The 26,366-nt window shown below is 45.2% G+C and carries 23 protein-coding genes, 6 tRNA genes and 1 pseudogene; 27 read left to right on the top strand and 3 right to left on the bottom strand.

Translation table 11 applies throughout. The annotated features are described in order from the left end of the window. Together Xkoz_RS21955 and nagE are read right to left on the bottom strand one after the other, a co-directional pair. Positions 1–219 (bottom strand): hypothetical protein (locus tag Xkoz_RS21955; protein WP_208615219.1); only part of this gene is annotated, 219 nt, incomplete at its 3' end. 322 nt (positions 220–541) lie between these two features. Continuing rightward, on the bottom strand, positions 542–2,569 hold the full coding sequence (gene nagE / locus Xkoz_RS15110; protein ID WP_099141538.1) for an N-acetylglucosamine-specific PTS transporter subunit IIBC: 2,028 nt from the start codon (positions 2,567–2,569) through the stop codon (positions 542–544). 371 nt (positions 2,570–2,940) lie between these two features. Here nagE and nagB point away from each other — a divergent pair, with 371 nt between their 5' ends. From nagB to Xkoz_RS15055, 11 genes and pseudogenes are all read left to right on the top strand, one after another. Next, on the top strand, positions 2,941–3,747 hold the full coding sequence (nagB, locus tag Xkoz_RS15105; RefSeq protein ID WP_099141537.1) for a glucosamine-6-phosphate deaminase: 807 nt from the start codon (positions 2,941–2,943) through the stop codon (positions 3,745–3,747). 24 nt (positions 3,748–3,771) lie between these two features. Next, positions 3,772–4,929, top strand: a complete 1,158-nt coding sequence (nagA, locus tag Xkoz_RS15100; RefSeq protein ID WP_099141536.1) for an N-acetylglucosamine-6-phosphate deacetylase — start codon at positions 3,772–3,774, stop codon at positions 4,927–4,929. 13 nt (positions 4,930–4,942) lie between these two features. Continuing rightward, a complete protein-coding gene (gene nagC / locus Xkoz_RS15095; protein ID WP_099141535.1) occupies positions 4,943–6,166 on the top strand; it encodes a DNA-binding transcriptional regulator NagC in 1,224 nt (407 codons plus the stop codon). Between the two features lie 155 nt (positions 6,167–6,321). After that, a tRNA-Met gene (locus tag Xkoz_RS15090) sits at positions 6,322–6,398 on the top strand. A gap of 5 nt (positions 6,399–6,403) precedes the next feature. Then, positions 6,404–6,488: transfer RNA gene (locus Xkoz_RS15085), tRNA-Leu, on the top strand. 69 nt (positions 6,489–6,557) lie between these two features. Continuing rightward, positions 6,558–6,632 (top strand) — tRNA-Gln (locus tag Xkoz_RS15080). Positions 6,633–6,715: 83 nt separating this feature from the next. Then, positions 6,716–6,790 (top strand) — tRNA-Gln (locus Xkoz_RS15075). Between the two features lie 41 nt (positions 6,791–6,831). After that, positions 6,832–6,908: transfer RNA gene (locus Xkoz_RS15070), tRNA-Met, on the top strand. A 14-nt stretch (positions 6,909–6,922) separates the two neighbouring features. Further along, a tRNA-Gln gene (locus Xkoz_RS15065) sits at positions 6,923–6,997 on the top strand. Between the two features lie 249 nt (positions 6,998–7,246). Next, a pseudogene (locus Xkoz_RS15060) lies at positions 7,247–7,553 on the top strand (type II toxin-antitoxin system HigB family toxin). Between the two features lie 3 nt (positions 7,554–7,556). Continuing rightward, positions 7,557–7,931 (top strand): helix-turn-helix domain-containing protein, encoded by a 375-nt coding sequence (locus Xkoz_RS15055; protein ID WP_099141534.1) that lies wholly within the window; start codon positions 7,557–7,559, stop codon positions 7,929–7,931. A 37-nt stretch (positions 7,932–7,968) separates the two neighbouring features. Here Xkoz_RS15055 and ubiF read toward each other — a convergent pair whose 3' ends face one another. Next, complete coding sequence (gene ubiF, locus Xkoz_RS15050) at positions 7,969–9,150, bottom strand: 3-demethoxyubiquinol 3-hydroxylase (RefSeq protein WP_099141533.1); 1,182 nt, start codon at positions 9,148–9,150, stop codon at positions 7,969–7,971. Between the two features lie 214 nt (positions 9,151–9,364). Between ubiF and miaB the strand changes: the two genes are divergently transcribed. The 16 genes from miaB to mrdA all read left to right on the top strand — a co-directional run bounded on the left by miaB (position 9,365) and on the right by mrdA (position 26,357). After that, positions 9,365–10,795: a tRNA (N6-isopentenyl adenosine(37)-C2)-methylthiotransferase MiaB gene (miaB, locus tag Xkoz_RS15045; RefSeq protein WP_099141532.1), complete on the top strand. Its 1,431-nt coding sequence runs from the start codon at positions 9,365–9,367 to the stop codon at positions 10,793–10,795. A gap of 93 nt (positions 10,796–10,888) precedes the next feature. After that, complete coding sequence (locus tag Xkoz_RS15040) at positions 10,889–11,866, top strand: PhoH family protein (RefSeq protein WP_422646065.1); 978 nt, start codon at positions 10,889–10,891, stop codon at positions 11,864–11,866. Beyond that, the gene (gene ybeY / locus Xkoz_RS15035) at positions 11,863–12,330 is read left to right on the top strand and encodes an rRNA maturation RNase YbeY (RefSeq protein ID WP_099141530.1); all 468 of its coding nucleotides are present in this window, start codon (positions 11,863–11,865) and stop codon (positions 12,328–12,330) included. The genes Xkoz_RS15040 and ybeY overlap by 4 nt, the downstream gene beginning before the upstream one ends. Before the next feature lie 69 nt (positions 12,331–12,399). Next, a complete protein-coding gene (gene corC, locus Xkoz_RS15030) occupies positions 12,400–13,278 on the top strand; it encodes a CNNM family magnesium/cobalt transport protein CorC (protein WP_099141529.1) in 879 nt (292 codons plus the stop codon). A 10-nt stretch (positions 13,279–13,288) separates the two neighbouring features. Next, the gene (gene lnt, locus Xkoz_RS15025) at positions 13,289–14,818 is read left to right on the top strand and encodes an apolipoprotein N-acyltransferase (RefSeq protein ID WP_099141528.1); all 1,530 of its coding nucleotides are present in this window, start codon (positions 13,289–13,291) and stop codon (positions 14,816–14,818) included. Positions 14,819–15,242: 424 nt separating this feature from the next. Continuing rightward, the gene (locus tag Xkoz_RS15020; RefSeq protein WP_141554399.1) at positions 15,243–16,130 is read left to right on the top strand and encodes an amino acid ABC transporter substrate-binding protein; all 888 of its coding nucleotides are present in this window, start codon (positions 15,243–15,245) and stop codon (positions 16,128–16,130) included. 120 nt (positions 16,131–16,250) lie between these two features. Further along, positions 16,251–16,991: an amino acid ABC transporter permease gene (locus Xkoz_RS15015; RefSeq protein ID WP_099141526.1), complete on the top strand. Its 741-nt coding sequence runs from the start codon at positions 16,251–16,253 to the stop codon at positions 16,989–16,991. A gap of 4 nt (positions 16,992–16,995) precedes the next feature. Next, positions 16,996–17,670: a glutamate/aspartate ABC transporter permease GltK gene (gene gltK, locus Xkoz_RS15010; protein WP_099141525.1), complete on the top strand. Its 675-nt coding sequence runs from the start codon at positions 16,996–16,998 to the stop codon at positions 17,668–17,670. Next, complete coding sequence (locus Xkoz_RS15005) at positions 17,670–18,395, top strand: amino acid ABC transporter ATP-binding protein (RefSeq protein ID WP_099141524.1); 726 nt, start codon at positions 17,670–17,672, stop codon at positions 18,393–18,395. Before gltK ends, Xkoz_RS15005 begins: the two co-directional genes overlap by 1 nt. Before the next feature lie 198 nt (positions 18,396–18,593). Continuing rightward, positions 18,594–21,176, top strand: a complete 2,583-nt coding sequence (leuS, locus tag Xkoz_RS15000; RefSeq protein WP_099141523.1) for a leucine--tRNA ligase — start codon at positions 18,594–18,596, stop codon at positions 21,174–21,176. A 17-nt stretch (positions 21,177–21,193) separates the two neighbouring features. After that, the gene (lptE, locus tag Xkoz_RS14995) at positions 21,194–21,754 is read left to right on the top strand and encodes an LPS assembly lipoprotein LptE (RefSeq protein WP_244183423.1); all 561 of its coding nucleotides are present in this window, start codon (positions 21,194–21,196) and stop codon (positions 21,752–21,754) included. Next, complete coding sequence (gene holA, locus Xkoz_RS14990) at positions 21,751–22,782, top strand: DNA polymerase III subunit delta (protein WP_099141521.1); 1,032 nt, start codon at positions 21,751–21,753, stop codon at positions 22,780–22,782. The genes lptE and holA overlap by 4 nt, the downstream gene beginning before the upstream one ends. Before the next feature lie 28 nt (positions 22,783–22,810). After that, the gene (gene nadD / locus Xkoz_RS14985) at positions 22,811–23,503 is read left to right on the top strand and encodes a nicotinate-nucleotide adenylyltransferase (protein WP_244183426.1); all 693 of its coding nucleotides are present in this window, start codon (positions 22,811–22,813) and stop codon (positions 23,501–23,503) included. Positions 23,504–23,598: 95 nt separating this feature from the next. Further along, on the top strand, positions 23,599–23,925 hold the full coding sequence (gene rsfS, locus Xkoz_RS14980; RefSeq protein WP_099141549.1) for a ribosome silencing factor: 327 nt from the start codon (positions 23,599–23,601) through the stop codon (positions 23,923–23,925). Between the two features lie 2 nt (positions 23,926–23,927). After that, entirely contained in the window at positions 23,928–24,398 is a 471-nt protein-coding gene (gene rlmH, locus Xkoz_RS14975) for a 23S rRNA (pseudouridine(1915)-N(3))-methyltransferase RlmH (RefSeq protein WP_099141519.1), read from the top strand. Between the two features lie 36 nt (positions 24,399–24,434). Next, a complete protein-coding gene (gene mrdA, locus Xkoz_RS14970) occupies positions 24,435–26,357 on the top strand; it encodes a peptidoglycan DD-transpeptidase MrdA (RefSeq protein ID WP_099141518.1) in 1,923 nt (640 codons plus the stop codon). Positions 26,358–26,366 lie beyond the last annotated feature (9 nt).

Below are 26,366 nucleotides of genomic sequence, written 5' to 3'. Positions count from 1 at the left end.
GGTGGCGAACGTGGTTTTCTGTGCGCTGGCCACGTCTTTAATTGCACAGGCGAGAGGATCTGAAGGTGTCATATGTTGTTTGACCAGCATCGGGTATCGACGGTTAAGCCGGGCATCAAGCCCGGCGAGAGTAAAATTAAGAGCATGCTGAAAGGTAATAACATAAATTTCAATAAATGTGTAGATACCTATGCCCGCGTAGCGGGGAGATATAAACACTCTCGTTGGTTTGCAAACGGCAACTTGAAGTTAGATTGGTATATACCCGTCGTCTTTCAAGTTGCCGCTTTGTTGGCTGCGCTCATTCACCCCAGTCACAGAGTTATCTATGCTCCTGGGGGTTCATTCCCTTGCCGCCGCGCTGCATCTTGAAATCCATAGGGTATAAAACAAATAATAATTTACGCTAGAAAAATCAGGGCAAGAAGTGAACATTCACGCTCTTGCCCTGCTAGAAAAATTAACCCACGATTTTATTTAGTGATCGCCTAAGCGATCACCTATGTAAACCAAAAAGTTAATTTTTATCACCTAAAATTTATTATATGACTTGAAATAAAATCTCTTTTTTAGCTATCACTTTGCCCTTAGATATAATGTTAACTCCTTCATATTCATCAATATTACTAATAACAACCGGGCTGATTAAAGAGCGAGCATTCGCGTTCAGGTAGTCAAGATCCAACTTCAATATTGCATCTCCTGCTTTTACTTTTACGCCTTCTTCAATCAAACGGTTAAATCCCTTTCCATTTAATAAGACAGTATCAATACCTATATGGACAATGACTTCAACACCATTATCTGCGGTCATACAAAATGCATGATTCGTATCAAAAATTTTAACAACCCTACCATCAACAGGCGCAAAAACGGTATCCGATGTGGGCTTAATGGCAATACCTTCACCCACTATCTTACGAGAGAATGCTTCATCAGGTACATTTTCTAAATCAACTAATTCACCACTCATCGGCGCCATTAAGGTCAGAATAGGTTTACCTTCCGGCTGGTGATGCTTTTTTCCTAAAGATTGAGGCTCTGATTGCACTATTTCTGTTGATGCAGCAACGAAACCTTTCTTTAACAAGTCACGCATAGCATCGGCTATCAATTCTGCACGAGGCCCAACAATAACTTGGGCACTCTGTTTATTCAGGCGAATAACCCCTGAAGCACCGAGGCGTTTCACCGATTGATTATCGATTAAGCCTGAGTCTTTGACTGACAAACGCAATCGGCTGATACAAGCATCAATATTGGTCAAATTATCTGATCCTCCCACAGCGGCAATATATTGACGCGCTTCTTCCTCAATATTATGTACAGAATGACGGTTTTTCTTCACCCTATCGACATCATAGCCATCGGTTTCATCTGTGGCCGACAACTCCCGTCCTGGGGTCATCAAATTGAATTTTTTGATGGTGAAACGAAAAACAACATAATACAGGCAGAAGAATACCAAGCCCTGCGGGATCAACATGTACCAATGAACCGCCAGCGGGTTACGGGAGGAAAGTAACATATCGACAAACCCCGCACTAAAGCCGAACCCGGCAATCCAATGCATCGTGGCTGCGATATAAACTGAAATGCCTGCCATTATGGCATGCAAAACGTAAAGTACCGGAGCAACAAACATGAAAGAAAATTCAAGTGGTTCAGTCACACCCGTGAAGAAAGCGGCAAATGCCCCCGCCATCATAATACCGGCAACCTTGGCCCTATTTTCCGGACGGGCGCAGTGGTAAATCGCCAATGCGGCTCCCGGCAAGCCGAACATCATAATCGGGAAGAAACCCGCCTGATAACGGCCAGTGATACCCATAACAGCCGTTCCGGCTTCAATGGATTTCTGCCCACCAAGAAAGTTAGGAATATCATTGATACCAGCAACATCAAACCAAAATACTGAGTTCAGTGCATGATGTAAACCAATGGGTATCAGCAGACGGTTGAAGAAGGCATACAAACCCGCTCCAACGGAACCAAGATTGGTGATACTTTCACCGAATGCGACCAGCCAGTTGTAAACCATTGGCCAAACAAACATCAAGATAAAAGACACAACAATCATCAGGAAAGAGTTCAAGATAGGGACTAAACGACGACCACTAAAAAAAGACAGTGCTTGTGGTAGCTCTACCCTACTGTAGCGGTTATACAGTTCAGCGGAAAAGACTCCCACCAAGATCCCAACAAATTGGTTATCAATCTTGCCAAATGCTTTTGGGACTTCCCCAATCGGCATACCCTTAATCATTGCCACCGCTGCCGGAGAACAGAGTTGTATGACAACAATAAATCCGATAAGCCCTGCCAGTGCAGCAGCCCCATCTTTATCTTTCGACATTCCATAGGCGATCCCAATCGCAAACAACATACCCATGTTGTTCAGAATGGCATTGCCTGACGTGATAAGTAGTGCCGCCAACGCATTATCGGCTCCCCATCCCGTTGGATCAATCCAATAACCTACACCAACCAATATTGCCGCTGCGGGCAATGTCGCCACAGGCACCATCAATGCCCGTCCAATCCGTTGTAAGTAGCTCAGAATATTCACTTATGCCCCCTTGAAGCTCCGTTAATGGAGTCTTTTATTTAATAACGTAATGTCATCATTTATGTGCTTATTGTTAATAACATGAGTAGTCTAAAAAAATTATTTTGCATCGCAAATTAAATCCACCTAATATGTGATTAAAGTCACCCTAGTTGATAAACTTTTAATCAAAAATATAGCTAGATCGCAAAACTTATTTTATTATTGAAAATATCTATCTCACATTGAATACGACGAGCCCTACTGAGAACAAGTATGATGTGTGGTTTCGTCACACAGTTATCACGTACCACATTGATATCTCAGATATTACGAGTGGCGTATATAACTTCTCATTATTAGATAATTGACTGTTTTTTTAAGAGGTAATCATGAGGCTGATCCCCTTAACGACGGCAAGTGACGTTGGTCGCTGGTCTGCGCACTATATTGTAAGTAAGATTAATGAGTTCAATCCAACTGCTGAGCATCCCTTCGTGCTTGGTCTTCCCACAGGCAGCACCCCGCTGGCAACCTACAAAGAACTTATTTCCCTGTATCAAGCCGGAAAAGTGAGCTTCAAGCATGTTGTGACATTTAATATGGATGAATACGTTGGCTTGCCGGAAGATCATCCTCAAAGCTACCATTCATTTATGTACCAAAATTTCTTTAATCACATTGATATTCCAAAAGAGAACATCAATATGTTAAACGGAAACGCGGAAGATATTGATATTGAGTGCCAACGTTACGAAAATAAGATCACAGCTTATGGCAAGATACATTTATTTTTGGGTGGTGTTGGCAATGATGGGCATATTGCTTTTAATGAACCGGCATCTTCCCTTTCTTCCCGCACCCGAATTAAGACCTTGACCATTGAAACGCGAACAGCTAATTCCCGTTTTTTCAATCATGATGTGGAACAAGTACCCAAATATGCATTAACTGTTGGTGTCGGTACTTTAATGGATGCTAAAGAAATTATGATCTTGGCAACCGGAATGAATAAAGCACAAGCCCTGCAAGCCGCAGTAGAAGGGAGTATTAACCATATGTGGACAATCAGTTGCTTGCAGATGCATCCAAAATCACTGATTGTCTGTGATGAACCCGCCACGATGGAACTGAAAGTAAAGACTGTGAAGTATTTCCACCAGTTAGAGGCCGATATCGTTAATGAATTCGCCAGCTAAACTGATTTAGGAGTTAAGATATCAATGTACGCATTAACCAATGGCATTATTTATACCGGATATGACAGGCTCGATAACCATGCAGTCATTATTGCAGATGATTTAATTAAACAAGTCTGTCCGGTAAACGAGTTGCCAGCAGAGATTGAAAAACACGATTTGCAGGGTGCAAATCTCGCCCCAGGATTTATTGATCTACAAGTAAACGGTTGTGGTGGAGTCCAGTTTAACGAACGGCTGGAAGATATTTCAGAAGAGACGCTGCATATTATGCAGAAAACCAATCAGCGCTATGGTTGTACCAGTTTCCTGCCTACCCTCATCACCAGCCCTGATGAGTTAATGATAAAAGCCATTGATGTGATGCGCGCCTACCTGAAAAAAAATCCTTATCAGGCATTAGGGTTGCATTTGGAAGGGCCTTATATCAATCCAATAAAAAAAGGAACGCATAATACCGCTTATATCCGCAAACCTACCCCTGAAATGGTGAATTACCTGTGTCTGAATGCTGATGTGATTACCAAGATCACGCTCGCCCCTGAAATGGTGGAAAGCCAATATATTCGGCAATTAGCCGAAGCGGGTATCACGGTTTCGGCGGGTCATTCTAATGCGACTTATGAAGAAGCGCGTCACGGCTTCCAAAATGGCATGACTTTCTCTACCCATTTATATAATGCCATGCCGCCGATTTCTGGCCGTCAACCTGGGCTGGTCAGTGCTATTTATGATTCCCCAGACATTTATGCTGGCATTATCTGCGACGGAATGCATGTCTCATGGCCAAATGTCCGCAATTCCAAGAGATTAAAAAATGAGAAACTTATCCTGGTGACGGATGCCATTGTTCCCGCCGGGCTTGCTACCGATGCGATGGAACAATTTACCTTTGCTAATAAAACAATATATTATCGAAATGGCTTATGTGTTGATGAAAATGGGACACTGAGCGGATCATCAATCACAATGATTGATTGTGTCAAAAATAGTGTGGAACACGTTGGTATTGCTTTAGATGAAACATTGCGAATGGTGACGCTTTACCCAGCCCGCGCAATCGGTGTTGATAAACATCTCGGCACGATTGAACCCGGCAAGGTCGCGAATCTGACCGCATTTACTCATGATTTCAAAATCTGCAAAACCATTGTTAACGGCAATGAATTCAATCTACCGTGAGTATTAAAGACGAATGAGTAATGAAAACGCACAGAAGCAAATTGGTAATATTGATCTCGTCAAACAGTTAAACAGTGCGGTGGTCTATCGGCTGATTGATCAGCATGGGCCAATATCACGCATCCAAATTGCAGAAGAGAGCCAACTTGCTCCTGCTAGCGTAACAAAAATTACTCGCCAGTTGTTGGAGCGTGGACTGATCAAAGAAGTTGAGCATCAGGCTTCCACCGGCGGAAGGCGCGCTATCTCCATTATTACCGAAACACGCCATTTCCATACTATTGGCGTCCGGCTTGGGCGCCATGATGCAACCGTGGCGCTATTCGATCTGAGCGGCAAGATGTTAGTGGAAGCCCATTATCCTGTGCAGGAAAATAGTCAGCAAGAAGTCGAGAAACGGATTATTTGCGCCATTGAAAGTTTCATCGACAAAAACCAGCGCCGGATCCGTGAATTGATCGCCATTTCCGTGATCCTCCCTGGCTTGGTTGATCCTGAACAGGGTATCATCCGCTATATGCCACACATTAAGGTAGATAATTGGCCGCTGATTAATCATCTCAAAGCGCATTTTAAGACCTTCTGCTTTATCGGGCATGATATTCGCAGCCTTGCCTTGGCCGAAAACTATTTCGGGGCAACGCGCGATTGTGAGGATTCCATTTTAGTACGCATCCATCGCGGCACAGGCGCGGGGGTCATCGTTAACAACAACATCCTGCTCAACAAGCGCGGTAATCTGGGTGAAATAGGCCATATCCAAATCGATCCTCTGGGTGAACGCTGCCATTGCGGTAATTTTGGGTGTCTGGAGACTATCGCGTCCAATTCAGCAATAGAAGCCAAAGTGCAACATCAACTACGCCAAGGGTTCCCTAGCCAACTTTCCTTGAATAATTGTGATATCCATGCAATTTGCCTTGCAGCCAATGCGGGTGATCCTCTGGCAACAGAGGTCATCAGGCATGTCGGACTCTATTTGGGCAAGGCTATCTCTATCGCCATTAACTTGTTTAATCCCCAGAAAGTGGTCATTGCTGGAGAAATAACGCAAGCACAGCAGATATTGCTACCGACTATCAAGAGCAGCATTAATACCCAGGTATTAAAAGCATTCAGCGAAGACCTCCCGGTGGTGGTTTCTGAGCTAAATCATTGTTCAGCAATTGGTGCATTCGCATTAACAAAACGTGCAATGCTTAATGGGGTACTGTTACAACATCTTCTTGGGGGATAAATTTCACCGTTTTAGTCGACTTTGTCGACAAAATGTTTATAAGACAAACAAACAAACGATTTTGCGCATATTTCTTTAAAAAATCAGTTGACGCATTTGTCTGATATACGCATAATGCGCCCCGCACCGCCGATGAAGGCAAAGCGAAAAAAGATGGCTACGTAGCTCAGCTGGTTAGAGCACAGCACTCATAATGCTGGGGTCACAGGTTCGATTCCCGTCGTAGCCACCATCTTTGCGGGAGTGGCGAAATTGGTAGACGCACCAGATTTAGGTTCTGGCGCCGCAAGGTGTGCGAGTTCAAGTCTCGCCTCCCGCACCATTTTCTTCATTGGGTTGTACTTAGAATATGTTTTAGTGACGGTTTTAAGTTTTAGTATGTTGTTTCAGGTGGGGTATCGCCAAGCGGTAAGGCACCAGGTTTTGATCCTGGCATGCCCTGGTTCGAATCCAGGTACCCCAGCCATTTAACTGAAACAATAAGTTAAAACGATATAGTGTTGCCTAAACATTTCGAGAATAACAAAGGTTGCGTTGATAACATTCAGGTGGGGTATCGCCAAGCGGTAAGGCACCAGGTTTTGATCCTGGCATGCCCTGGTTCGAATCCAGGTACCCCAGCCATCTCTCTGGGCGTTATCATAACTCTTACGATTATCGTAAATGGCTACGTAGCTCAGCTGGTTAGAGCACAGCACTCATAATGCTGGGGTCACAGGTTCGATTCCCGTCGTAGCCACCATTTCTAAATTCTGTTGGGGTATCGCCAAGCGGTAAGGCACCGGATTCTGATTCCGGCATTCCCAGGTTCGAATCCTGGTACCCCAGCCAATATTTTCAATGTGTTACGTAAAATAACATATTGAAAAAATGCAAAAAAAGAATATACGATAAGGATATTCTTTAATGCAGAAACCACCAATCAAGGTGGTTTTTTTGTTTTATAGCCTTCAAAATTTCCTCATAAAAGCCATTTCAAAGAAAACCAAATAAATCTTCAACCCAATAGCATTAATTGGGTAAAAATAATACGCTTACTCGCCACTTGCATAAGTCCCGTATTGGGACTGGCATGACTTTATGAAAATAATATCCGTTGCATCATTAAAAACGTTTTGGGAAAAATATCCCGACGCAGAACAACCTTTAAAGGCCTGGTTTGACGAGGCAAAAAAAGCCTCTTGGAAAACACCTGCTGAAATTAAAACGCAATACCGCAATGCGAGTATTTTGAAAAACAATCGCGTAGTAAGTATTCAACATCAAGGGGAACGATTACCGCCTGATAGTTTCCATCTTTTACCCCGCAGGCTGGGTGTACATAAAATTCATCGGCACACACAAACAGTATGATGCCATAAATGCCAACATCATAGAGCCGGAGTGAACAATGAACATTAAACCTATTAGAACAGAAAGCGACTATCAAAAAGCATTAAAAGCTATTGCTCCACTGTTTGAAAATCAACCTGAAATTGGGACGCCTGAATTTGATTACATGGAAGTTATGGTGCTGCTAATTGAAGCTTATGAAGCGGAACATTACCCAATAGATCCACCAGATCCCATTGAAGCAATTAAATACAGAATGGAACAATCAGGATTAACCATTAAAGATTTAGAGTCAGCTATAGGTAAATCCAACCGTGTTTATGAAATTCTAAATCGTAAACGCAACCTGACATTACCTATGATCCGGAATCTGCACTGTATGTTCGGAATTCCTGCAGATATTCTTATAAAACCAACCAAACTAGCCCCATAAGGGGCTAGTTATTTTCAACCTAACAGGAATTAACCCATCACAGCCCCAATGCATATTTCAGTGCAAGATTTTTCACTACGCCTGAACGTTGCGCTGCCACCAATGCTAAATTTCGGACCGTTTTCAATCCCGGCAAATCATTGCTGAATGTGGTATGGAAAAAATCCATGCCCGCTTGCATCACCAAATTATCCGGCATCCTGCGACGCTGATAACGCATTAAGACCACCAAAGAATCCCATTCTTCCAACAATTCCTTAGCATCCGTCAATACCTTGAGTAAAACATCAACATCCCGATAGCCTAAATTTACTCCCTGCCCTGCCAATGGGTTGATGGTATGGGCCGCATCCCCCAGTAAAACCAACCCTTCTTGTACGTAACGACTGGCATGATGGCGGGTCAGTGGAAATGAACCCGCGGCGATCGGCGTGACTTTACCCACGCGAGGAGGAAAGGCCTGAAAAATTTCTCGTTCAAGCTGTGTCATCGTCATCGACTGTAACTGGCGAATACGGGCGGGAGAATCGTACCAAACTAATGAAGCCCATTGATCAAACAGTGGCAGGAACGCCCTGGGACCCGAAGGAAAAAATTGTTGCCATGTTATATCTTGTTGAGGCTGCTCACTCTTGACAGTGATCAGCATACACGACTGGCGATATTGCCACCCTTTACTGCCAATACCCGCCAGTTGACGAACCTGAGAACGGGCACCATCTGCGCCAATAATCAGCCGTGCATCAATTTCCGTGCCATCCACCAATGCCACCAACCACGTTTTATTCTGACGCTGCATAGATTTCAGCGCGGTGGGACAAAACAAGGTCAGATTCGGGTAACGCTCAAACTCCTGCCACAAGGCCAGTTGTAAGACATGATTTTCAACCATGTACCCTAACTCTGGCAGCCCCAAACTTTCAGCATCGAAAATAACGTTCGAATCATTTTGCTCCCATGTTTCCAGCTTCCGATAGGGGGCACTGCGCATTTGCAATACGTTTTCCCATGCTCCTAATTGTTTCAGTAAATCCACCGAAGCACAGCTAATTGCAGATATACGAACATCGGGTTCACTATCCGCATCGTAAGACGCAGGAGGTTGGTGCTCCAACAATGCAACACGCCAACCTTCCTGCGCTAATCCCAATGCTGTCGCAGCACCAATCATACCGGCGCCAACGACAACAACATCGAATTTTTGTTGTGGATTATTCATATTCATCACGTCATTAACTTATTGATTAAAATAGTGTACCGGAATTTTCCTTTTCTGGCCGTGAATATCCGTTGCAACAGTCTGGTCACTGGTGCCTCAAATGACTACAATAGCCAACAATATTATGCTAAATACACGACGTGCAATATTGTGCGATATATTGCACTTTTCAGTGTTAATGCATCATTCCACTGGAAACACCGGATACAACAAAATGTCGACGATAAAAAAACTGTATATCAAAACTTGGGGTTGTCAGATGAACGAATACGATTCATCCAAGATGGCCGACTTGCTGGAAACCACTCACGGTTATCAGTTAACCGATGTCGCCGAAGACGCAGATATCTTACTCCTGAATACTTGCTCAATCCGTGAAAAGGCTCAGGAAAAAGTCTTTCACCAACTCGGCCGCTGGAAGGGGCTGAAAGATAAAAACCCGGAAATCATTATCGGAGTGGGTGGTTGTGTTGCTTCCCAGGAAGGGGATTACATTCGCCAGCGCGCACCGAGTGTCGATATTATTTTTGGGCCACAAACCCTGCACCGCCTGCCTGAGATGATTAACCATGTAAAAGGGACTCGCAGCCCGGTCGTTGACATCAGTTTTCCTGAAATTGAAAAATTTGATCGTCTGCCAGAACCCCGTGCAGACGGCCCAACAGCTTTCGTTTCTATCATGGAAGGCTGCAATAAATACTGCACATTCTGTGTCGTGCCTTACACCCGTGGGGAAGAAGTCAGCCGTCCTAGTGATGATATTTTATTCGAAATTGCACAGCTTGCCGCGCAAGGTGTACGTGAAGTCAATCTGCTCGGCCAAAACGTTAATGCCTATCGAGGCGCTACGTTTGATGGCGATATCTGCACATTTGCGGAACTGTTACGTCTGGTTGCCGCTATTGACGGTATCGACCGCATTCGCTTCACCACCAGCCATCCTATTGAGTTTACCGACGACATCATTGCAGTCTACGAAGACACCCCTGAATTGGTGAGCTTCCTACACCTGCCCGTCCAGAGTGGTTCTGACCGTATTCTTACTTTAATGAAACGCGCCCATACTGCGCTAGAATACAAAGGTATTATTCGCCGTTTGCGTAAGGCGCGCCCTGACATTCTGATCAGCTCTGACTTCATCATCGGTTTCCCAGGTGAAACACAGGATGATTTTGAAAAAACGATGAAACTGATTGCCGATGTTAACTTCGACATGAGTTTTAGCTTTATCTATTCAGCGCGCCCAGGCACACCGGCAGCCGATTTGCCAGATGACGTCAGTGAGGAAGAGAAGAAACAGCGCTTGTACCTGCTCCAGCAGCGCATTAACCAACAAGCCATGAGCTACAGTCGCGCAATGCTTGGCAGTACACAGCGTATTCTGGTTGAAGGCCCATCACGCAAAAATATCATGGAACTCTCTGGCCGTACCGAGAATAACCGCGTGGTTAACTTTGAAGGAACGCCTGATATGATTGGTAAATTTGTCGATGTCGAAGTGGTTGACGTCTATGCCAATTCCCTGCGTGGTAAAGTCATCCGTACTGAAGATGAGATGGATCTGCGTATCCATGAGTCACCTGAATCAGTCATTGCCCGTACTCGCAAGGAAGATGAACTCGGCGTTAGCTTTTATCAGCCTTAACAGGCCCTAACATAGAGATAATCAGTGACACAAATCAACCCACAAGTAGCAACCCAAGAAATCTTTTTGGAACCCGTAGACAATCAACGTTTGATGAGTCTGTGTGGACCACTTGATGATAATCTGAAACAACTTGAGCGTCGTTTGGGCATTGAGATTAACCGCCGTGACAACCGTTTCAAACTGGTAGGTAAGCCGCTGTGTGTGAATGCAGCTGCAGAAATACTGCGTCACCTTTATGTCGAAACCGCTCCTGTACGCGGCCTGATACCCGATCTTGAGCCTGAACAGGTTCATCTTGCGATTACGGAAAGTCGGGTACTGGAACAAGCCGCAGACAGCGTTCCCGAATATGGTAAGTCCGTCAATATCAAAACTAAACGGGGTGTTGTAAAGCCCCGCACCCCTAATCAGGCACAATACATTGCTAACATCCTTGATCACGATATTACGTTCGGGGTTGGGCCTGCGGGTACAGGAAAAACGTATTTGGCTGTCGCCGCTGCCGTTGATGCACTGGAGCGTCAGGAAATCCGCCGTATCCTGTTGACTCGTCCTGCGGTTGAAGCTGGCGAAAAGTTGGGCTTTCTGCCGGGTGATCTAAGCCAGAAAGTCGACCCTTATCTGCGTCCGCTTTATGATGCCCTGTTTGAGATGATGGGATTTGAAAAAGTTGAGAAGCTGATCGAAAGAAACGTTATTGAAGTGGCGCCTCTGGCTTATATGCGTGGACGAACCCTCAATGATGCCTTTATTATTCTCGACGAGAGCCAAAACACCACCATCGAACAGATGAAAATGTTCCTGACCCGCATTGGTTTTAATTCCAAGGCAGTCATTACAGGTGATGTCACTCAGATTGACCTACCAAGAGGTCAAAAATCAGGACTGAGCCATGTAATAGAGGTTTTATCTGATGTTGATCAACTCAGTTTTAACTTTTTGCATAGCGAAGATGTTGTTCGCCATCCAGTGGTGGCAAAAGTTGTTATCGCCTATGAAGCATGGGAAGCGGCAGAGCAGGAGCGCAAAAAAGCGCTCAATGATAAACGCAAACAGGAAGCACAATGAGTTCGGTCATCTTAGATTTACAAATTGCATGTGAAAACCCCGAAGGGCTTCCCACGGAAGTCCTTTTCCAGCACTGGCTGGAAGGCGTTCTGCCACAATTTCAGGCAGAAAGTGAAGTCACTATTCGTCTGGTTGATGAGGCAGAAAGCCACGATCTAAACCTCACTTATCGTGGGAAAGATAAACCCACTAATGTGTTATCTTTCCCATTTGAAGCTCCGCCTGAAATTGAATTACCTTTACTCGGTGATTTAATTATCTGTCGTCAAGTTGTTGAAAAAGAGGCAGAGGAGCAACAAAAAACGGTCGAGGAGCACTGGGCACATATGGTGATTCACGGCAGCCTTCATCTTCTGGGATATGATCATATTGAAGATGATGAAGCGGAAGAAATGGAAGCTCTGGAAACAGAGATCCTAAAAAAAATGGGTTATCCTGATCCCTACCTCGCGGAAAAAGAATAACCCTTGCCAACATTTTTATGTTAAACATAACAGTCTATGATTTTATATGGGGATTTTTATTAAAACGCCATGAGCGACGACCATCCTTCAAGTAACGATACCCCTGACCCTAAGAAAGGCTTTTTTGCACTTCTTAATCAGCTTTTTCACGGTGAACCAAAAAACCGTGATGATTTGGTTGAACTGATCCGTGATTCTGAGCAGAACGACCTCATCGACCCCGACACCCGCGAGATGCTCGAGGGTGTCATGGATATTGCTGATCAACGCGTGCGTGACATTATGATCCCACGCTCACAGATCGTTACCTTAAAACGCAACCAATCTCTGGACGAATGTCTGGATGTTATTATCGACTCGGCCCATTCACGCTTTCCTGTGATCAGCGAAGACAAAGATCATATCGAAGGCATATTAATGGCGAAAGATCTGCTGCCTTTCATGCGTACAAATGCAGAACCTTTCAGCATTGATAAAGTCCTGCGCCAAGCTGTCGTAGTGCCGGAAAGTAAACGTGTTGACCGCCTGCTGAAAGAATTTCGTTCCCAACGCTACCATATGGCGATTGTGATCGATGAATTTGGCGGCGTTTCGGGGCTGGTCACCATTGAGGATATTCTTGAACTGATTGTCGGTGAAATAGAGGATGAATACGATGATGATGACGATAACGATATTCGTGCTTTAAGTCGCCATACCTATTCAGTGCGGGCATTGACTCAAATTGAGGATTTCAATGACGTTTTTGGCACCCATTTCAGCGATGAAGAAGTTGATACCATTGGTGGACTGGTCATGCAAGCATTTGGGCATCTGCCTTCACGTGGGGAATCCATCACCATTGATGGCTACCTGTTTAAAGTGGCAATGTCTGATAGCCGTAAGATCATTCAGGTTCATGTAAAAATACCGGATGATGCTGACGTTCCTAGCCTTGATAAACCATAATAGGATCTGGATGAACAAAGCCTCATTAATGAGTTGCCAGCGGCTACGTGCCGTTCTGGCACTTTTCTTAGGAGCCAGTGGAACGCTGGCTTTTTCACCTTTTGATTTCTGGCCTGCTGCACTTGTTTCCCTTTTCGGCCTGCAAATCCTTTCCTTGAACAGAACAACCCGTCAAGCCTGTTTTATTGGTTTATGTTGGGGGCTGGGCTTATTTGGCAGCGGCGCAAACTGGGTTTATGTCAGTATCGCTGACTTTGGTGGCATGCCAACCGCCGTCAATGTCTTTTTAGTGATCCTGCTATCTGCCTACCTTGCCCTTTATCCTGCTCTATTTGCCGGTTTATTGAACCGCTTTTTCCCGGCTGCCAATGGCATCAGGTTGGTTATAGCCAGCCCGGCGTTGTGGCAATTGACTGAATTCTTGCGTGGCTGGGTATTAACTGGGTTTCCGTGGCTACAATTTGGTTATAGCCAGATTGATGGCCCGATGAAGGCCATTGCGCCTGTCTTGGGTGTGGAAGGTATTACTTTCCTACTGATGATGATCAGCGGGTTACTGGTTTTTGCGGCCACTCAGAAAAAAATTTCCGCCGCGATCTTCGCTATTATCCTGCTGCTACTACCGTGGCCGATGAGACATTACCCGTGGTATACCCTACAGCCAGAAAAAGCCACTGATATTGCTTTGGTTCAAGGTAATATTCCCCAAGACATAAAATGGGACCCCAGCGTGCTTGGGAAGACACTGGATGTCTATTTAGATAACAGCCGCCCTTTCATTGGTAAAACGCCCATCATCATCTGGCCTGAATCTGCCATTCCTGATTATGAATATAACCAACGTGATTTCCTGACCAAATTGGATGCCGTACTGAGAAAGCACAATACCAGCTTGCTCACCGGCGTCGTAGATGCCCGTTCGACATTGGAAGGTTATAAATTTTATAACAGTATTATCGTATTGGGGGATAAAACGCCTTACCAATACCCAGCGCTAGCCCGTTACGACAAACATCACCTGGTGCCGTTTGGTGAATTTGTGCCATTGGAATCAATACTGCGTCCCCTGGCACCTTTATTCAATTTGCCTATGTCTTCCTTTAGCCGAGGTCATTACATCCAGCCCCAACTTTCTGTTGCTGGGCACAAGATTACTGCTGCGATCTGCTATGAAATTATCTTGGGTGAACAGGTGCGTGATAATTTCAAGCCTGATACAGAGTTCCTCCTGACCGTTTCTAATGATGCCTGGTTTGGACGCTCCATTGGCCCGTGGCAGCATTTTCAAATGGCTCGGATGCGTGCCCTTGAACTGGGCCGTCCTCTGCTAAGAGGAACGAATAATGGTGTTACAGCAGTCGTCAATCCAGATGGCTCCATTCAGGCTGAACTTCCACAATTTACCCGACAGGTACTGGAAGCTAACGTTACACCCGCCAACGGGGTAACACCTTATTTTCGCTTCGGGAATTGGCCAATATGGGGAGTAAGCGCCCTGTTTTTAGTCTTTTCTTTTATGAAAAAACGCCGAAAAACTTAATTTCCTATCTTTCTCATAATTGAAAATTAAAAAGAGTCCGGGCATATTATTTATGCCCGGATTTCATTTAATCATCGATTTCATCACTAAAATAGCAACAACCAATCACATATTTCACCACAAAGAACCAACCAAAACAGAATATTGCTTCAAATAGTGCAAAGTGTGAACAGCATTCAACATTATTTGCCTTTTAATCACGCATAAATGAAATTGTTCATTTATAGTGCGATGTGAGTCGCGAAACAGAAACATTATGGTTTCAAAAAAGTAACATTATGAATTATTTTTTTACGGTATATAAACAAAAAATCAGAAAATCGTTTCGACAGTCTTATTCATTTATGTAGAAACATGCAGAAACACAATTATCTGTGAGAGAGCCTCATTTCACGAAAAAAACAACCGGATATAGGAGTTGTATATGCGTAAGCTAATGTTAGCCATGATGTTACTTAGTACAGTTGGTGCTGCCCATGCCGAGGAATTGACTGGAACACTGAAAAAAATCAAAGATAATGGCGTTATCGTTGTTGGGCACCGAGAATCTTCTGTTCCGTTCTCTTACTACGATAATCAGCAAAACGTCGTGGGTTATTCCCAGGATTATTCCAACCTGATCGTTGATGCGGTCAAGAAAAAACTGGATATCCCTAATTTGCAAGTCAAGCTGCTCCCGATTACTTCCCAGAACCGCATTCCCCTACTACAAAACGGGACTTTCGATTTTGAATGCGGATCCACAACCAATAATTATGAACGGCAAAAACAAGCGGCATTCTCCAATACGATCTTTGTCGTCGGTACACGTCTGCTGACCAAAAAAGATTCAGGCGTCAAGGGATTTGATGATCTGGCAGGAAAAAATGTTGTTGTCACTTCTGGCACCACTTCTGAAATTTTGTTGAATAAGCTCAATGATGAAAAGCAAATGAAGATGCGGATCATCAGTGCCAAAGATCATGGTGATTCGTTTCGTACTCTGGAATCAGGCCGTGCTGTCGCCTTTATGATGGACGATGCCCTGCTCGCTGGTGAACGCGCCAAAGCGAAGAAACCCGATCAGTGGATTATTGTTGGCAAACCACAATCGGAAGAAGCGTACGGCTGTATGCTACGCAAAAATGATCCTCAATTTAAGCAATTGATTGATGACGTTATAGCCAAAACACAAACCTCCGGTGAAGCAGAAAAAATGTTTGATCGCTGGTTCAAAGAACCCATTCCACCTAAGAATCTGAATTTAAACTTCTCTATCTCAGATGAAATGAAAGACTTGTTTAAGGCTCCAAACGATAAAGCATTGAATTAGTTAAACAATAACCCCAATTTTATTGGCGGATCGGGTATGAGGTAGTCGTTCCCTACCTCATTTTTTCCCGAATTTAGATTTCGATGAATGACAGCTAACCCCATATCAGGGAGTTCGATTATGTCCGTTAATTGGGATTGGGGCATCTTTTTACAAGCTGCCCCTTTTGGTAATACCACCTATCTGGGGTGGCTTATTTCTGGTTTTCAGGTGACGGTGGCACTTTCCGCCTGCGCTTGGATCATTGCATTCGTTGTCGGTTCGTTGTTCGGTATTCTCCGTACAGTGCCGAATAAATTCCTTTCTGGGCTTGGAGCCTGTTATGTTGAGTTATTTCGCAACGTCCCTCTCATTGTCCAATTTTTTACCTGGTATCTGGTGGTCCCCGAATTTCTGCCCAAAAACCTAAGCGATTGGTTCAAAATGGATCTTGACCCCAATATCCAATTTTTTATCTCCTCAGTGGTTTGCTTAGGGTTATTCACGGCTGCCCGTGTCTGCGAACAAGTTCGTGCGGCAATCCAGTCACTCCCAAGAGGGCAAAAAGCCGCAGGGCTGGCAATGGGCTTAACGTTGCCACAAACCTATCGCTATGTTCTGTTGCCAAATGCCTACCGAGTGATCATTCCCCCAATGACCTCGGAAATGCTCAATTTGGTGAAGAACTCAGCCATTGCCTCCACAATCGGCTTAGTCGATATGGCAGCTCAGGCCAGTAAATTGCTGGATTATTCCGCACACGCCTATGAATCATTTACCGCGATCACATTGGCCTATGTCGGTATCAACCTCGTGATTATGCTTGCCATGAGCATATTGGAGAAAAAAGTACGTTTATCGGGCAACATAGGAGGGCAATAAAGCAATGTATCAATTTGACTGGAGTTCAATTATACCGAGTTTGCCCTTTCTTCTGAATGGGTTATTGATAACGGCAAAAATTACTGTGACCGCCATTATCATCGGTATTGTCTGGGGAACCATTCTGGCAATTATGCGCCTCTCATCCATCAAGGCATTGAGTTGGTTTGCCGCCCTCTATGTTAACCTTTTCCGCTCAGTACCACTGGTGATGGTATTACTGTGGTTTTATCTGATTGTGCCTAACTTATTACAAAATATTCTAGGCATATCGCCAAAAACTGATATCCGTTTAATTTCTGCAATGGTAGCGTTTTCGCTCTTTGAAGCAGCTTACTACTCCGAAATCATTCGGGCAGGCATCCAGAGCATTTCTCGCGGGCAATCTTCTGCGGCGCTGGCGTTGGGAATGACCCATATGCAAAGCATGCGGCTAGTCATACTGCCACAAGCCTTTCGGGCGATGATCCCATTGCTGCTGACACAAGGCATTGTATTATTCCAGGATACTTCTCTGGTATATGTATTGAGTCTGGCGGATTTTTTCCGTACAGCAACGAATATTGGTGAGCGTGATGGAACCCAAATTGAAATGGTTCTGTTTGCCGGCTTTGTTTATTTTGTGATTAGTTTTTCCGCTTCTATGCTGGTTAACTATTTGAAGAAAAGGACTGTTTGATGATTTCCCTGAAAAATATATCCAAGTGGTATGGCCAATTTCAGGTTCTTACTGACTGCTCGACTGAAGTCAAAAAAGGCGAAGTGGTCGTGGTCTGTGGGCCTTCCGGTTCCGGCAAATCCACACTGATAAAAACGGTCAATGGCCTTGAACCTGTCCAGCAAGGTGAAATTCGAGTAAACGACACAAAAGTCAATGACAAGAACACCAATCTGGCACAACTGCGTTCCAAAGTCGGCATGGTGTTTCAGCATTTTGAACTTTTTCCGCACCTGTCGATTATTGAAAACCTGACACTGGCCCAGATTAAAGTGTTAAAACGGGATAAGAAAGAAGCGACTGAAAAAGGATTAAAGCTGCTGGAGCGAGTTGGGTTAACCAGCCATGCAGATAAATTCCCATCACAACTCTCTGGTGGTCAGCAACAACGGGTTGCCATTGCCAGGGCGCTCTGTATGGATCCTATTGCGATGCTGTTTGATGAACCCACTTCCGCACTTGATCCTGAAATGATTAATGAAGTGCTGGATGTCATGGTGAAACTGGCAAACGAAGGTATGACTATGATGGTTGTCACCCATGAGATGGGATTTGCCAAAAAGGTAGCGCACCGTGTTATTTTCATGGATGAAGGCAAGATTGTCGAAGACAGTAAGAAAGAAGATTTCTTTGCCAACCCAAAATCAGAGCGTGCCCGCGATTTTCTGGCGAAAATTCTGCACTGATTTGTCCTTGTCGGCGGAGGGCAAAGCTGCCGCCGACCTTAAATTTCCCCTAAAAATAAGTCATTTTCCTCAATCCACCTTTAACAAGAGTTGTTGCCTCCATCCCTTATCAGCTATGCTATGGGATCTTAGATTTCATAAATAAACCAAACACGCTAAACGCGTCGCTTTATTACTCACCATAGGATTATCGGTGCCATGCAAGAACAATATCGTCCAGAAGACATAGAACAACAAGTCCAGCTTCATTGGCAAGAGAAGCAAACGTTCAAAGTGACAGAAGACAACAGCAAAGAAAAATATTATTGCCTGTCCATGCTACCTTACCCTTCTGGCCGACTACATATGGGCCATGTCCGTAATTACACTATTGGTGATGTCATTTCCCGTTATCAGCGCATGTTAGGTAAAAATGTACTGCAACCTATCGGTTGGGATGCCTTTGGCCTGCCAGCAGAAGGGGCTGCGGTCAAAAATAATACCGCTCCTGCCCCATGGACTTATTCCAACATTGAATACATGAAAAACCAGTTAAAAAAACTGGGTTTTGGCTATGACTGGGATCGTGAAGTGACGACCTGTACGCCAGAGTACTACCGTTGGGAACAGTGGTTCTTCACCCAATTGTACGAAAAGGGTCTGGTATACAAAAAAACGTCTGCCGTTAACTGGTGTCCACATGACCAGACAGTCCTCGCTAATGAGCAGGTTATTGATGGCTGTTGCTGGCGTTGTGATAGCCAGGTTGAGCGTAAAGAGATCCCGCAATGGTTCATTAAGATCACCGCTTACGCAGAAGAGCTGCTAAACGATCTGGATAAACTGGAAGATTGGCCTGAACAGGTCAAGACCATGCAACGCAACTGGATTGGTCGTTCTGAGGGTGTGGAAATCACATTTAATGTTGCTGACAGCCAGGAAAAACTCACCGTTTACACCACTCGCCCGGATACATTCATGGGTGCAACTTATGTTGCTGTCGCAGCGGCTCACCCTCTGGCAAAACAAGCGGCAGAAAATAATCCTGAACTGGCAACATTCATCGATGAATGTCGGAATACCAAAGTGGCTGAAGCTGATATGGCAACGATGGAGAAAAAAGGCATGTCAACAGGCATGTTTGTCATTCATCCATTGACTAATGAAAAAATCGCTATCTGGGTTGCCAACTTTGTCTTGATGGAATACGGCACGGGTGCGGTTATGGCTGTTCCGGCGCACGACCAACGGGATTGGGAATTTGCCACCAAATACAACCTGCCAATGAAAGCCGTTATTCTTGACAATGATGGCAATGTACCAAACGTGCAAGAAGCGGTGATGACTGACAAAAATGCATTGGTCAATTCCGGTGAATTCAGCGGATTGAGTCATGAAGAAGGCTTCAATGCTATCGCTGACAAGCTGGTTGCCATGGGCGGCGGACAACGTAAAGTCAATTACCGCCTGCGTGACTGGGGAGTTTCCCGTCAACGTTATTGGGGTGCTCCAATTCCAATGGCAACCCTGGAAGATGGCACGGTTGCCTCTGTTCCAGAAGATCAATTGCCGGTCATCTTGCCAGAAGATGTCGTGATGGATGGTATCACCAGTCCAATCAAAGCTGATCCAACATGGGCAAAAACAACCATCAACGGTCAGCCTGCTCTGCTCGAAACGGATACCTTTGATACCTTTATGGAATCTTCATGGTATTACGCCCGTTATACCTGCCCAGATTATGATAAAGGTATGCTCGATCCGGCTGCGGCTAACTATTGGTTACCCGTGGATCAATACATCGGTGGTATTGAACACGCTATCATGCATCTGATGTATTTCCGCTTCTTCCACAAATTGATGCGCGATTCCGGCATGGTCAACTCTGATGAACCCGCCAAGCGTCTGCTGTGCCAGGGCATGGTTCTGGCCGACGCTTTCTACTATGTCGGCAACAACGGCGAAAAAATTTGGGTATCGCCAGCCGATGTCATTGTTGAACACGATGAGAAAGGCCGTACCGTAAAAGCGATAGATAATGACGGTCATGAACTGGTTTATACTGGCATGAGCAAAATGTCGAAATCCAAGAACAATGGTATCGATCCGCAAATTATGGTCGATAAATACGGCGCTGATACCGTTCGTCTGTTTATGATGTTCGCCGCACCACCAGAACTGACTTTGGAATGGCAAGAATCTGGTGTGGAAGGCGCTAATCGCTTCCTGAAACGCATTTGGCGTCTGGTTCATGAGCACAGTAATAAAGGGGCAACCCAGCCGCTGGATATCAGCAAGCTGACCGAAGAACAAAAAGATCTGCGCCGTGACTTGCATAAAACCATCGCGAAGGTCACTGATGATATTGGTCGCCGCCAGGCGTTCAACACCGCGATAGCCGCTATCATGGAGTTTATGAATAAGCTGACTCGCGCACCACAGGAAACTGAGCAAGATCGCGCATTGATGCAAGAAGCAGTAACAGCGGTTGTACGTATGCTTTCACCTATCACGCCACACGCTTGTTTCGTCATGTGGAAAGCACTTGGCAATGAGGACGACATTGACACTGCGGCATGGCCACAAGCTGATGAGCAGGCAATGGTAGACGATACTAAGCTGGTCATTATCCAAATTAACGGTAAAGTTCGTGGCCGCATTACTGTACCGGCAGATGCGACAAAAGAGTATGTCCAAGAGATGGCAACACAAGAATACAGTGTGAAGAAATATCTTGAAGACGTTAGTATCCGCAAAGTCATCTACGTGCCAGGTAAGTTACTGAACCTGGTTGTAGGCTGATAAAGGAGAGCCTATTTGTGGTAGAAAATAATCTACGACACGCTATTTTCACGTTGTTACTTGGGTTAGCGGTGCTGGTCACCGCTGGCTGTGGTTTCCATCTTCGGGGCACAACCCAAGTACCCAAGGAGCTGCAAACATTGCAATTAAGTTCTGGAGACCCTTATGGGCCGCTGGCACGGGCAGTACGTCAGCAACTTCGGTTAAACGATGTCAAAATTGTTGAAAATGGTAATGCTTCAATACCGATCCTGAAACTTGTTGGCTCCAGTGAAAACAAAGAGACAGTTTCTATCTTTCAGGATGGTAAATCGGCTGAACGTCAGTTGGTTCTGAATGTTGATGCTCAAATTCTGATGCCGGATGGCAGCACCTATCCATTGCAGGCAAGGGTTGATCGTTCGTTCTTTGATAACCCATTGGAAGCATTGGCGAAGGATGCGGAAAATGAGCTGGTTCAACAAGAAATGCGTGAACAAGCGGCCCGTCAGCTTATGCGCCAATTGCTGACTGTTCATAGTGCAGAACTCCTGAAAGCGCAAGCAAAACAGAAAGCTGCGGCTACACAGAAGCAATGATCCGACTGTATCCTGAACAACTTCTCTCGCAGCTCAATGAAGGGCTGCGAGGCAACTATCTGTTGTGGGGCAACGAGCCATTATTATTGCAGGAAAGTCAGGACAGCATCCGTAAAGTGGCTGAACAACATGGCTTTATGGAACATTTCACTTTCTCATTGGATAACCATACCGATTGGGATGAAATATTCAGCCTGTGTCAGTCACTTAGCCTGTTTGCCAGCCGCCAGTCTCTCACCCTGCTACTTCCAGAAAATGGCCCCAATGCCGCTATGGCAGAGCGACTGACCAAACTATCGGGGTTGTTGCATTCAGATATCTTGCTGATATTGCGTGGACACAAGCTCACCAAAGCACAAGAAAATAGCCCGTGGTTCAAAGTCATTGGACAAAATGGGATATACGTCAGTTGCTTGACCCCTGAGCAAAATCGCCTGCCGCAATGGGTGGCACAAAGAGCCAAAAACCTGGGGCTAATACTGGAAAATGAAGCCAACCAACTACTGTGCTATTGCTATGAAGGAAACTTATTGGCATTGTCCCAGGCGCTGGAACGTCTTTCCCTGCTCTATCCTGATAATCGACTGACACTTCCTCGTGTAGAAGAAGCCGTCAACGATGCGGCTCACTTTTCCCCCTACCATTGGGTTGATGCTTTACTGGCAGGCAAAATAAAGCGGGCATGGCATATATTGAAACAGCTTCGGCACGAAGATATTGAGACGGTTATTTTGCTTCGTACTATACAGAGAGAACTCATGCTGCTTTTGGTACTTAAGCGTCAATATACGACTGTTCCTTTGAAAGCGTTGTTTGATCAACATAAAGTTTGGCAAAATCGCAGGGCATTGCTGTCAACCGCTTTACAGCGTCTATCGCAGAGAGAACTGCAATCTGCCATACATTTGTTGACCCAGATAGAACTGCGTGTCAAACAGGATTATAGCCAATCCATTTGGTCTGACCTGGAAACGCTCTCCATGTTGTTATGCGGAAAACCATTACCAGAGAGTTTCCTGAATGCTTGACTCTATTAACCCAATCAGTATTGATTCAATGAATACGGCTAAAGTCGATACCCTTAATTCTGCAACCAATGGGAATTCTCCGGTTATTCAGGCGCTATTCGGTGGCACATTCGATCCCATTCATTATGGTCATTTGCGGCCTGTGGAAGCCTTGGCTCAATTAGTGGGACTCAAGCAGGTGATCTTATTACCGAATCACGTTCCTCCGCATCGCCCTCAACCTGAGGCAACGGCTCAGCAACGGCTGGAAATGGTTCGTCTGGTGGTGCGGGATAACCCTCTGTTTACCGTAGATACCCGCGAACTGGAACGGCAATCACCCTCTTACACTGTCGAAACCCTGAAATCTTTTCGTCAGGAAATGGGTGAGCAACACCCATTGGCGTTTATCATTGGGCAGGATTCATTGCAAACTATCCATACCTGGTATAAGTGGGAAGCGTTGCTCGATATTTGCCATCTGTTGGTCTGCTCCCGTCCGGGTTATCAAAGCCAACTTTCGGCGCCAGGCATGCAGTCATGGCTTGAAAAGCATCAAATTGACTCTCCATTCCTATTGAGCCAAAAACCACACGGTTGTATTTATCTGGCAGCCACTCCGTTATTAAACATTTCAGCAACGGATATTCGCCAACGTCACCAGCAAGGGGGTAATTGCGATGATTTGCTGCCTCCATCAATACAAAATTATATCGATTCACAGGGGCTATATAAGAAATAGCGGAACCATGCAGTGATTTGCAGCTAACTCGCTTACTTTTATGGAGATTGGCATGTTATTATTCTGCATTACTCAACCCATTTTATGAAATAAAGGTGATCCTTTTGCAAGGCACAGAACTACAACAATTTGTTATTGATAAACTTGAAGATTCCAAAGCTCAAGATATTGTTTCTATAGATGTCCGTGGAAAATCCAGCATTACTGACTGCATGGTTATCTGTACCGGCACATCAAGCCGCCACCTGATGTCTGTAGCCGATAATCTCGTGGATGACTGCCGCCAAGCCGGTATCATGCCTCTCGGTGTTGAAGGACAAGGCATTTCAGACTGGGTAGTCATCGATCTCGGCGAAATCATGGTTCATGTTATGCAAGAAGACAGCCGCCGTATGTATGAACTGGAAAAACTCTGGAGCTGAGTTTGAAGTTACAATTGGTCGCTGTAGGAACAAAAATGCCGGACTGGGTACAGACCGGCTTCATAGATTATTTGAATCGTTTTCCCAAGGATATGCCTTTTGAGCTTATTGAAATTCCAGCGGGGAAACGGGGCAAAAATGCGGATATCAAGCGCATTCTGGAAAAAGAAGGCGAACAAATGCTGGCCGCGGTGGGTAAAGGCAACCGTATTGTGACCCTGGATATTCCTGGCTCTCGTTGGGATACGCCGCAATTGGCACAACAGCTTGAACGTTGGAAGCTGGATGGCAGAAATGTCAGTTTGTTAATTGGTGGCCCTGAAGGTTTAGCCCCTGCCTGCAAAGCAGCCGCGGAACAAAGCTGGTCACTTTCTCCTTTAACTATGCCACATCCTCTTGTACGGGTTCTGGTTGCTGAGAGCCTTTATCGAGCATGGAGCATCACGACTAACCACCCTTATCATCGGGAATAAATTGGGTAATCTGACACTGTGAATTCTGGCAATGGGATGAAGAATCAACGAACCCCTTTTCGCGATCATTCGGCTGAATTGGCCTTATTTATACGCCGCGCATTCGTGGCGTTTATAGGCATTATTATTTTGACAGGCATCCTCATTGCCAATCTCTATCATCTCCAGATCACACGCCACGAAGATTACCAGACCCGTTCAAACGGGAATCGCATTAAGCTCGTTCCCATAGCCCCAAGCAGGGGCATTATTTATGATCGCAATGGTACACCACTGGCAACTAATCGAACCATTTATCAGTTAGAGATCGTGCCACAAAAAGTTGCAGACCTTGATAAGACATTAAATGAGTTACGCTCCGTCGTTGGGCTGACTGATGAAGATATTGAAAACTTCAAAAAAGAGCGTCAACGCGCACGCCGTTTTGCGCCTATTGCGCTAAAAACCTCATTGAACCCCGTCCAGGTTGCGCGGTTCTCCGTCAATCAATATCGCTTTACCGGGCTGGAAATCAAGGGTTACCAACGCCGCTATTACCCGTATGGCTCCGCTCTCACCCATGTGATCGGCTACGTTGCCAAAATCAACGATAAAGATGTAGAACGATTAGAAAAAGAAGGCATTTTTGCAGACTATTCAGCCACCCATGATATCGGTAAATTGGGTATTGAACGCTATTATGAATCCATCTTGCATGGCAAACCCGGTTATGAAGAAGTCGAAGTCAACAACCGTGGTAAAGTTATCCGCCAACTACACGAACAGCCGCCACAGGCCGGCAAAGACATTTACCTGTCAATCGACTTAGAACTACAAACCTATATTGAAGAGATACTGACGACTAGCCGTGCGGGTGTTGTGGTTACCGATCCCCGGACAGGGGAAGTTTTGGCTATGGTGTCCAACCCAAGCTATGATCCGAATCTGTTTGTCGATGGTATTTCGAGCCAGGACTATAAGTCTCTGCTCAATGATCCCGATCGCCCCTTAATTAACCGTGCCACACAAGGTGCTTATCCACCCGCATCGACAGTGAAGCCGTTTATTGCCGTTGCAGCCCTCACGAGTGATGTCATTACAAAGAACACCACCATCAATGATCCTGGTTGGTGGGTGCTGCCCGGATCAGAAAAACGTTACCGTGATTGGCGGCGTTGGGGACATGGCAAACTCAATGTACATAAATCGATTGTCGAATCAGCGGATACCTTTTTCTATCAAGTCGCCTATGATATGGGTATCGATAAGTTGTCTGAATGGATGACAAAATTTGGTTATGGTCAATTTACAGGCATTGATTTGAAGGAAGAAAACCCCGGTAATATGCCGACCCGTGAATGGAAACTCAAACGCTATAAAAAGCCGTGGTATCAAGGCGATACCATTTCCGTTGGTATCGGCCAAGGATATTGGACGGCAACGCCGATGCAGATGGTAAAAGCCTTAATGATCTTAATTAACGATGGTGAAGTAAAAACGCCTCATTTCTTGATGAATACTCGCGTCAATGGCGAAATGCAGCCTTACCAACCGCCGGTCAGTGAACCTATTGGGGACATTCATTCTGGGTATTGGGAAATTGCTAAAGATGGCATGCTTGGGGTTGCCAATGCCCCAAATGGCACAGCACGGAGGTTCTTTGCGGGTACACCCTATAAAGCAGCCGTCAAATCAGGTACTGCCCAGGTTTTCAGTTATGAAACCTACAATGCCAGTAAACTTGCTGAACATTTGCGCGACCATAAGCTGATGATTGCCTTTGCCCCTTATGACAACCCGAAGGTTGCCGTTTCCATCATTCTTGAAAATGGTGGCTCTGGGCCGCCGGTTGGCACTATCGTTCGCCAAATTCTGGATCATATTTTACTCAGGAATAACCAAAATACCGCTCCTGCCGGCACCGCTGCTAAAACAGGGGTCAGTACGACCAAGACACCCGCTACTCAGAGCAGAAACTAATTGAGTAAC

It is taken from the genome of Xenorhabdus kozodoii, from assembly GCF_002632875.1.
GTDB lineage: Bacteria > Pseudomonadota > Gammaproteobacteria > Enterobacterales > Enterobacteriaceae > Xenorhabdus > Xenorhabdus kozodoii.
The sequence above is the reverse complement of the archived record's forward strand: the minus strand, read 5'-3'. Positions and strand labels throughout refer to the sequence as shown.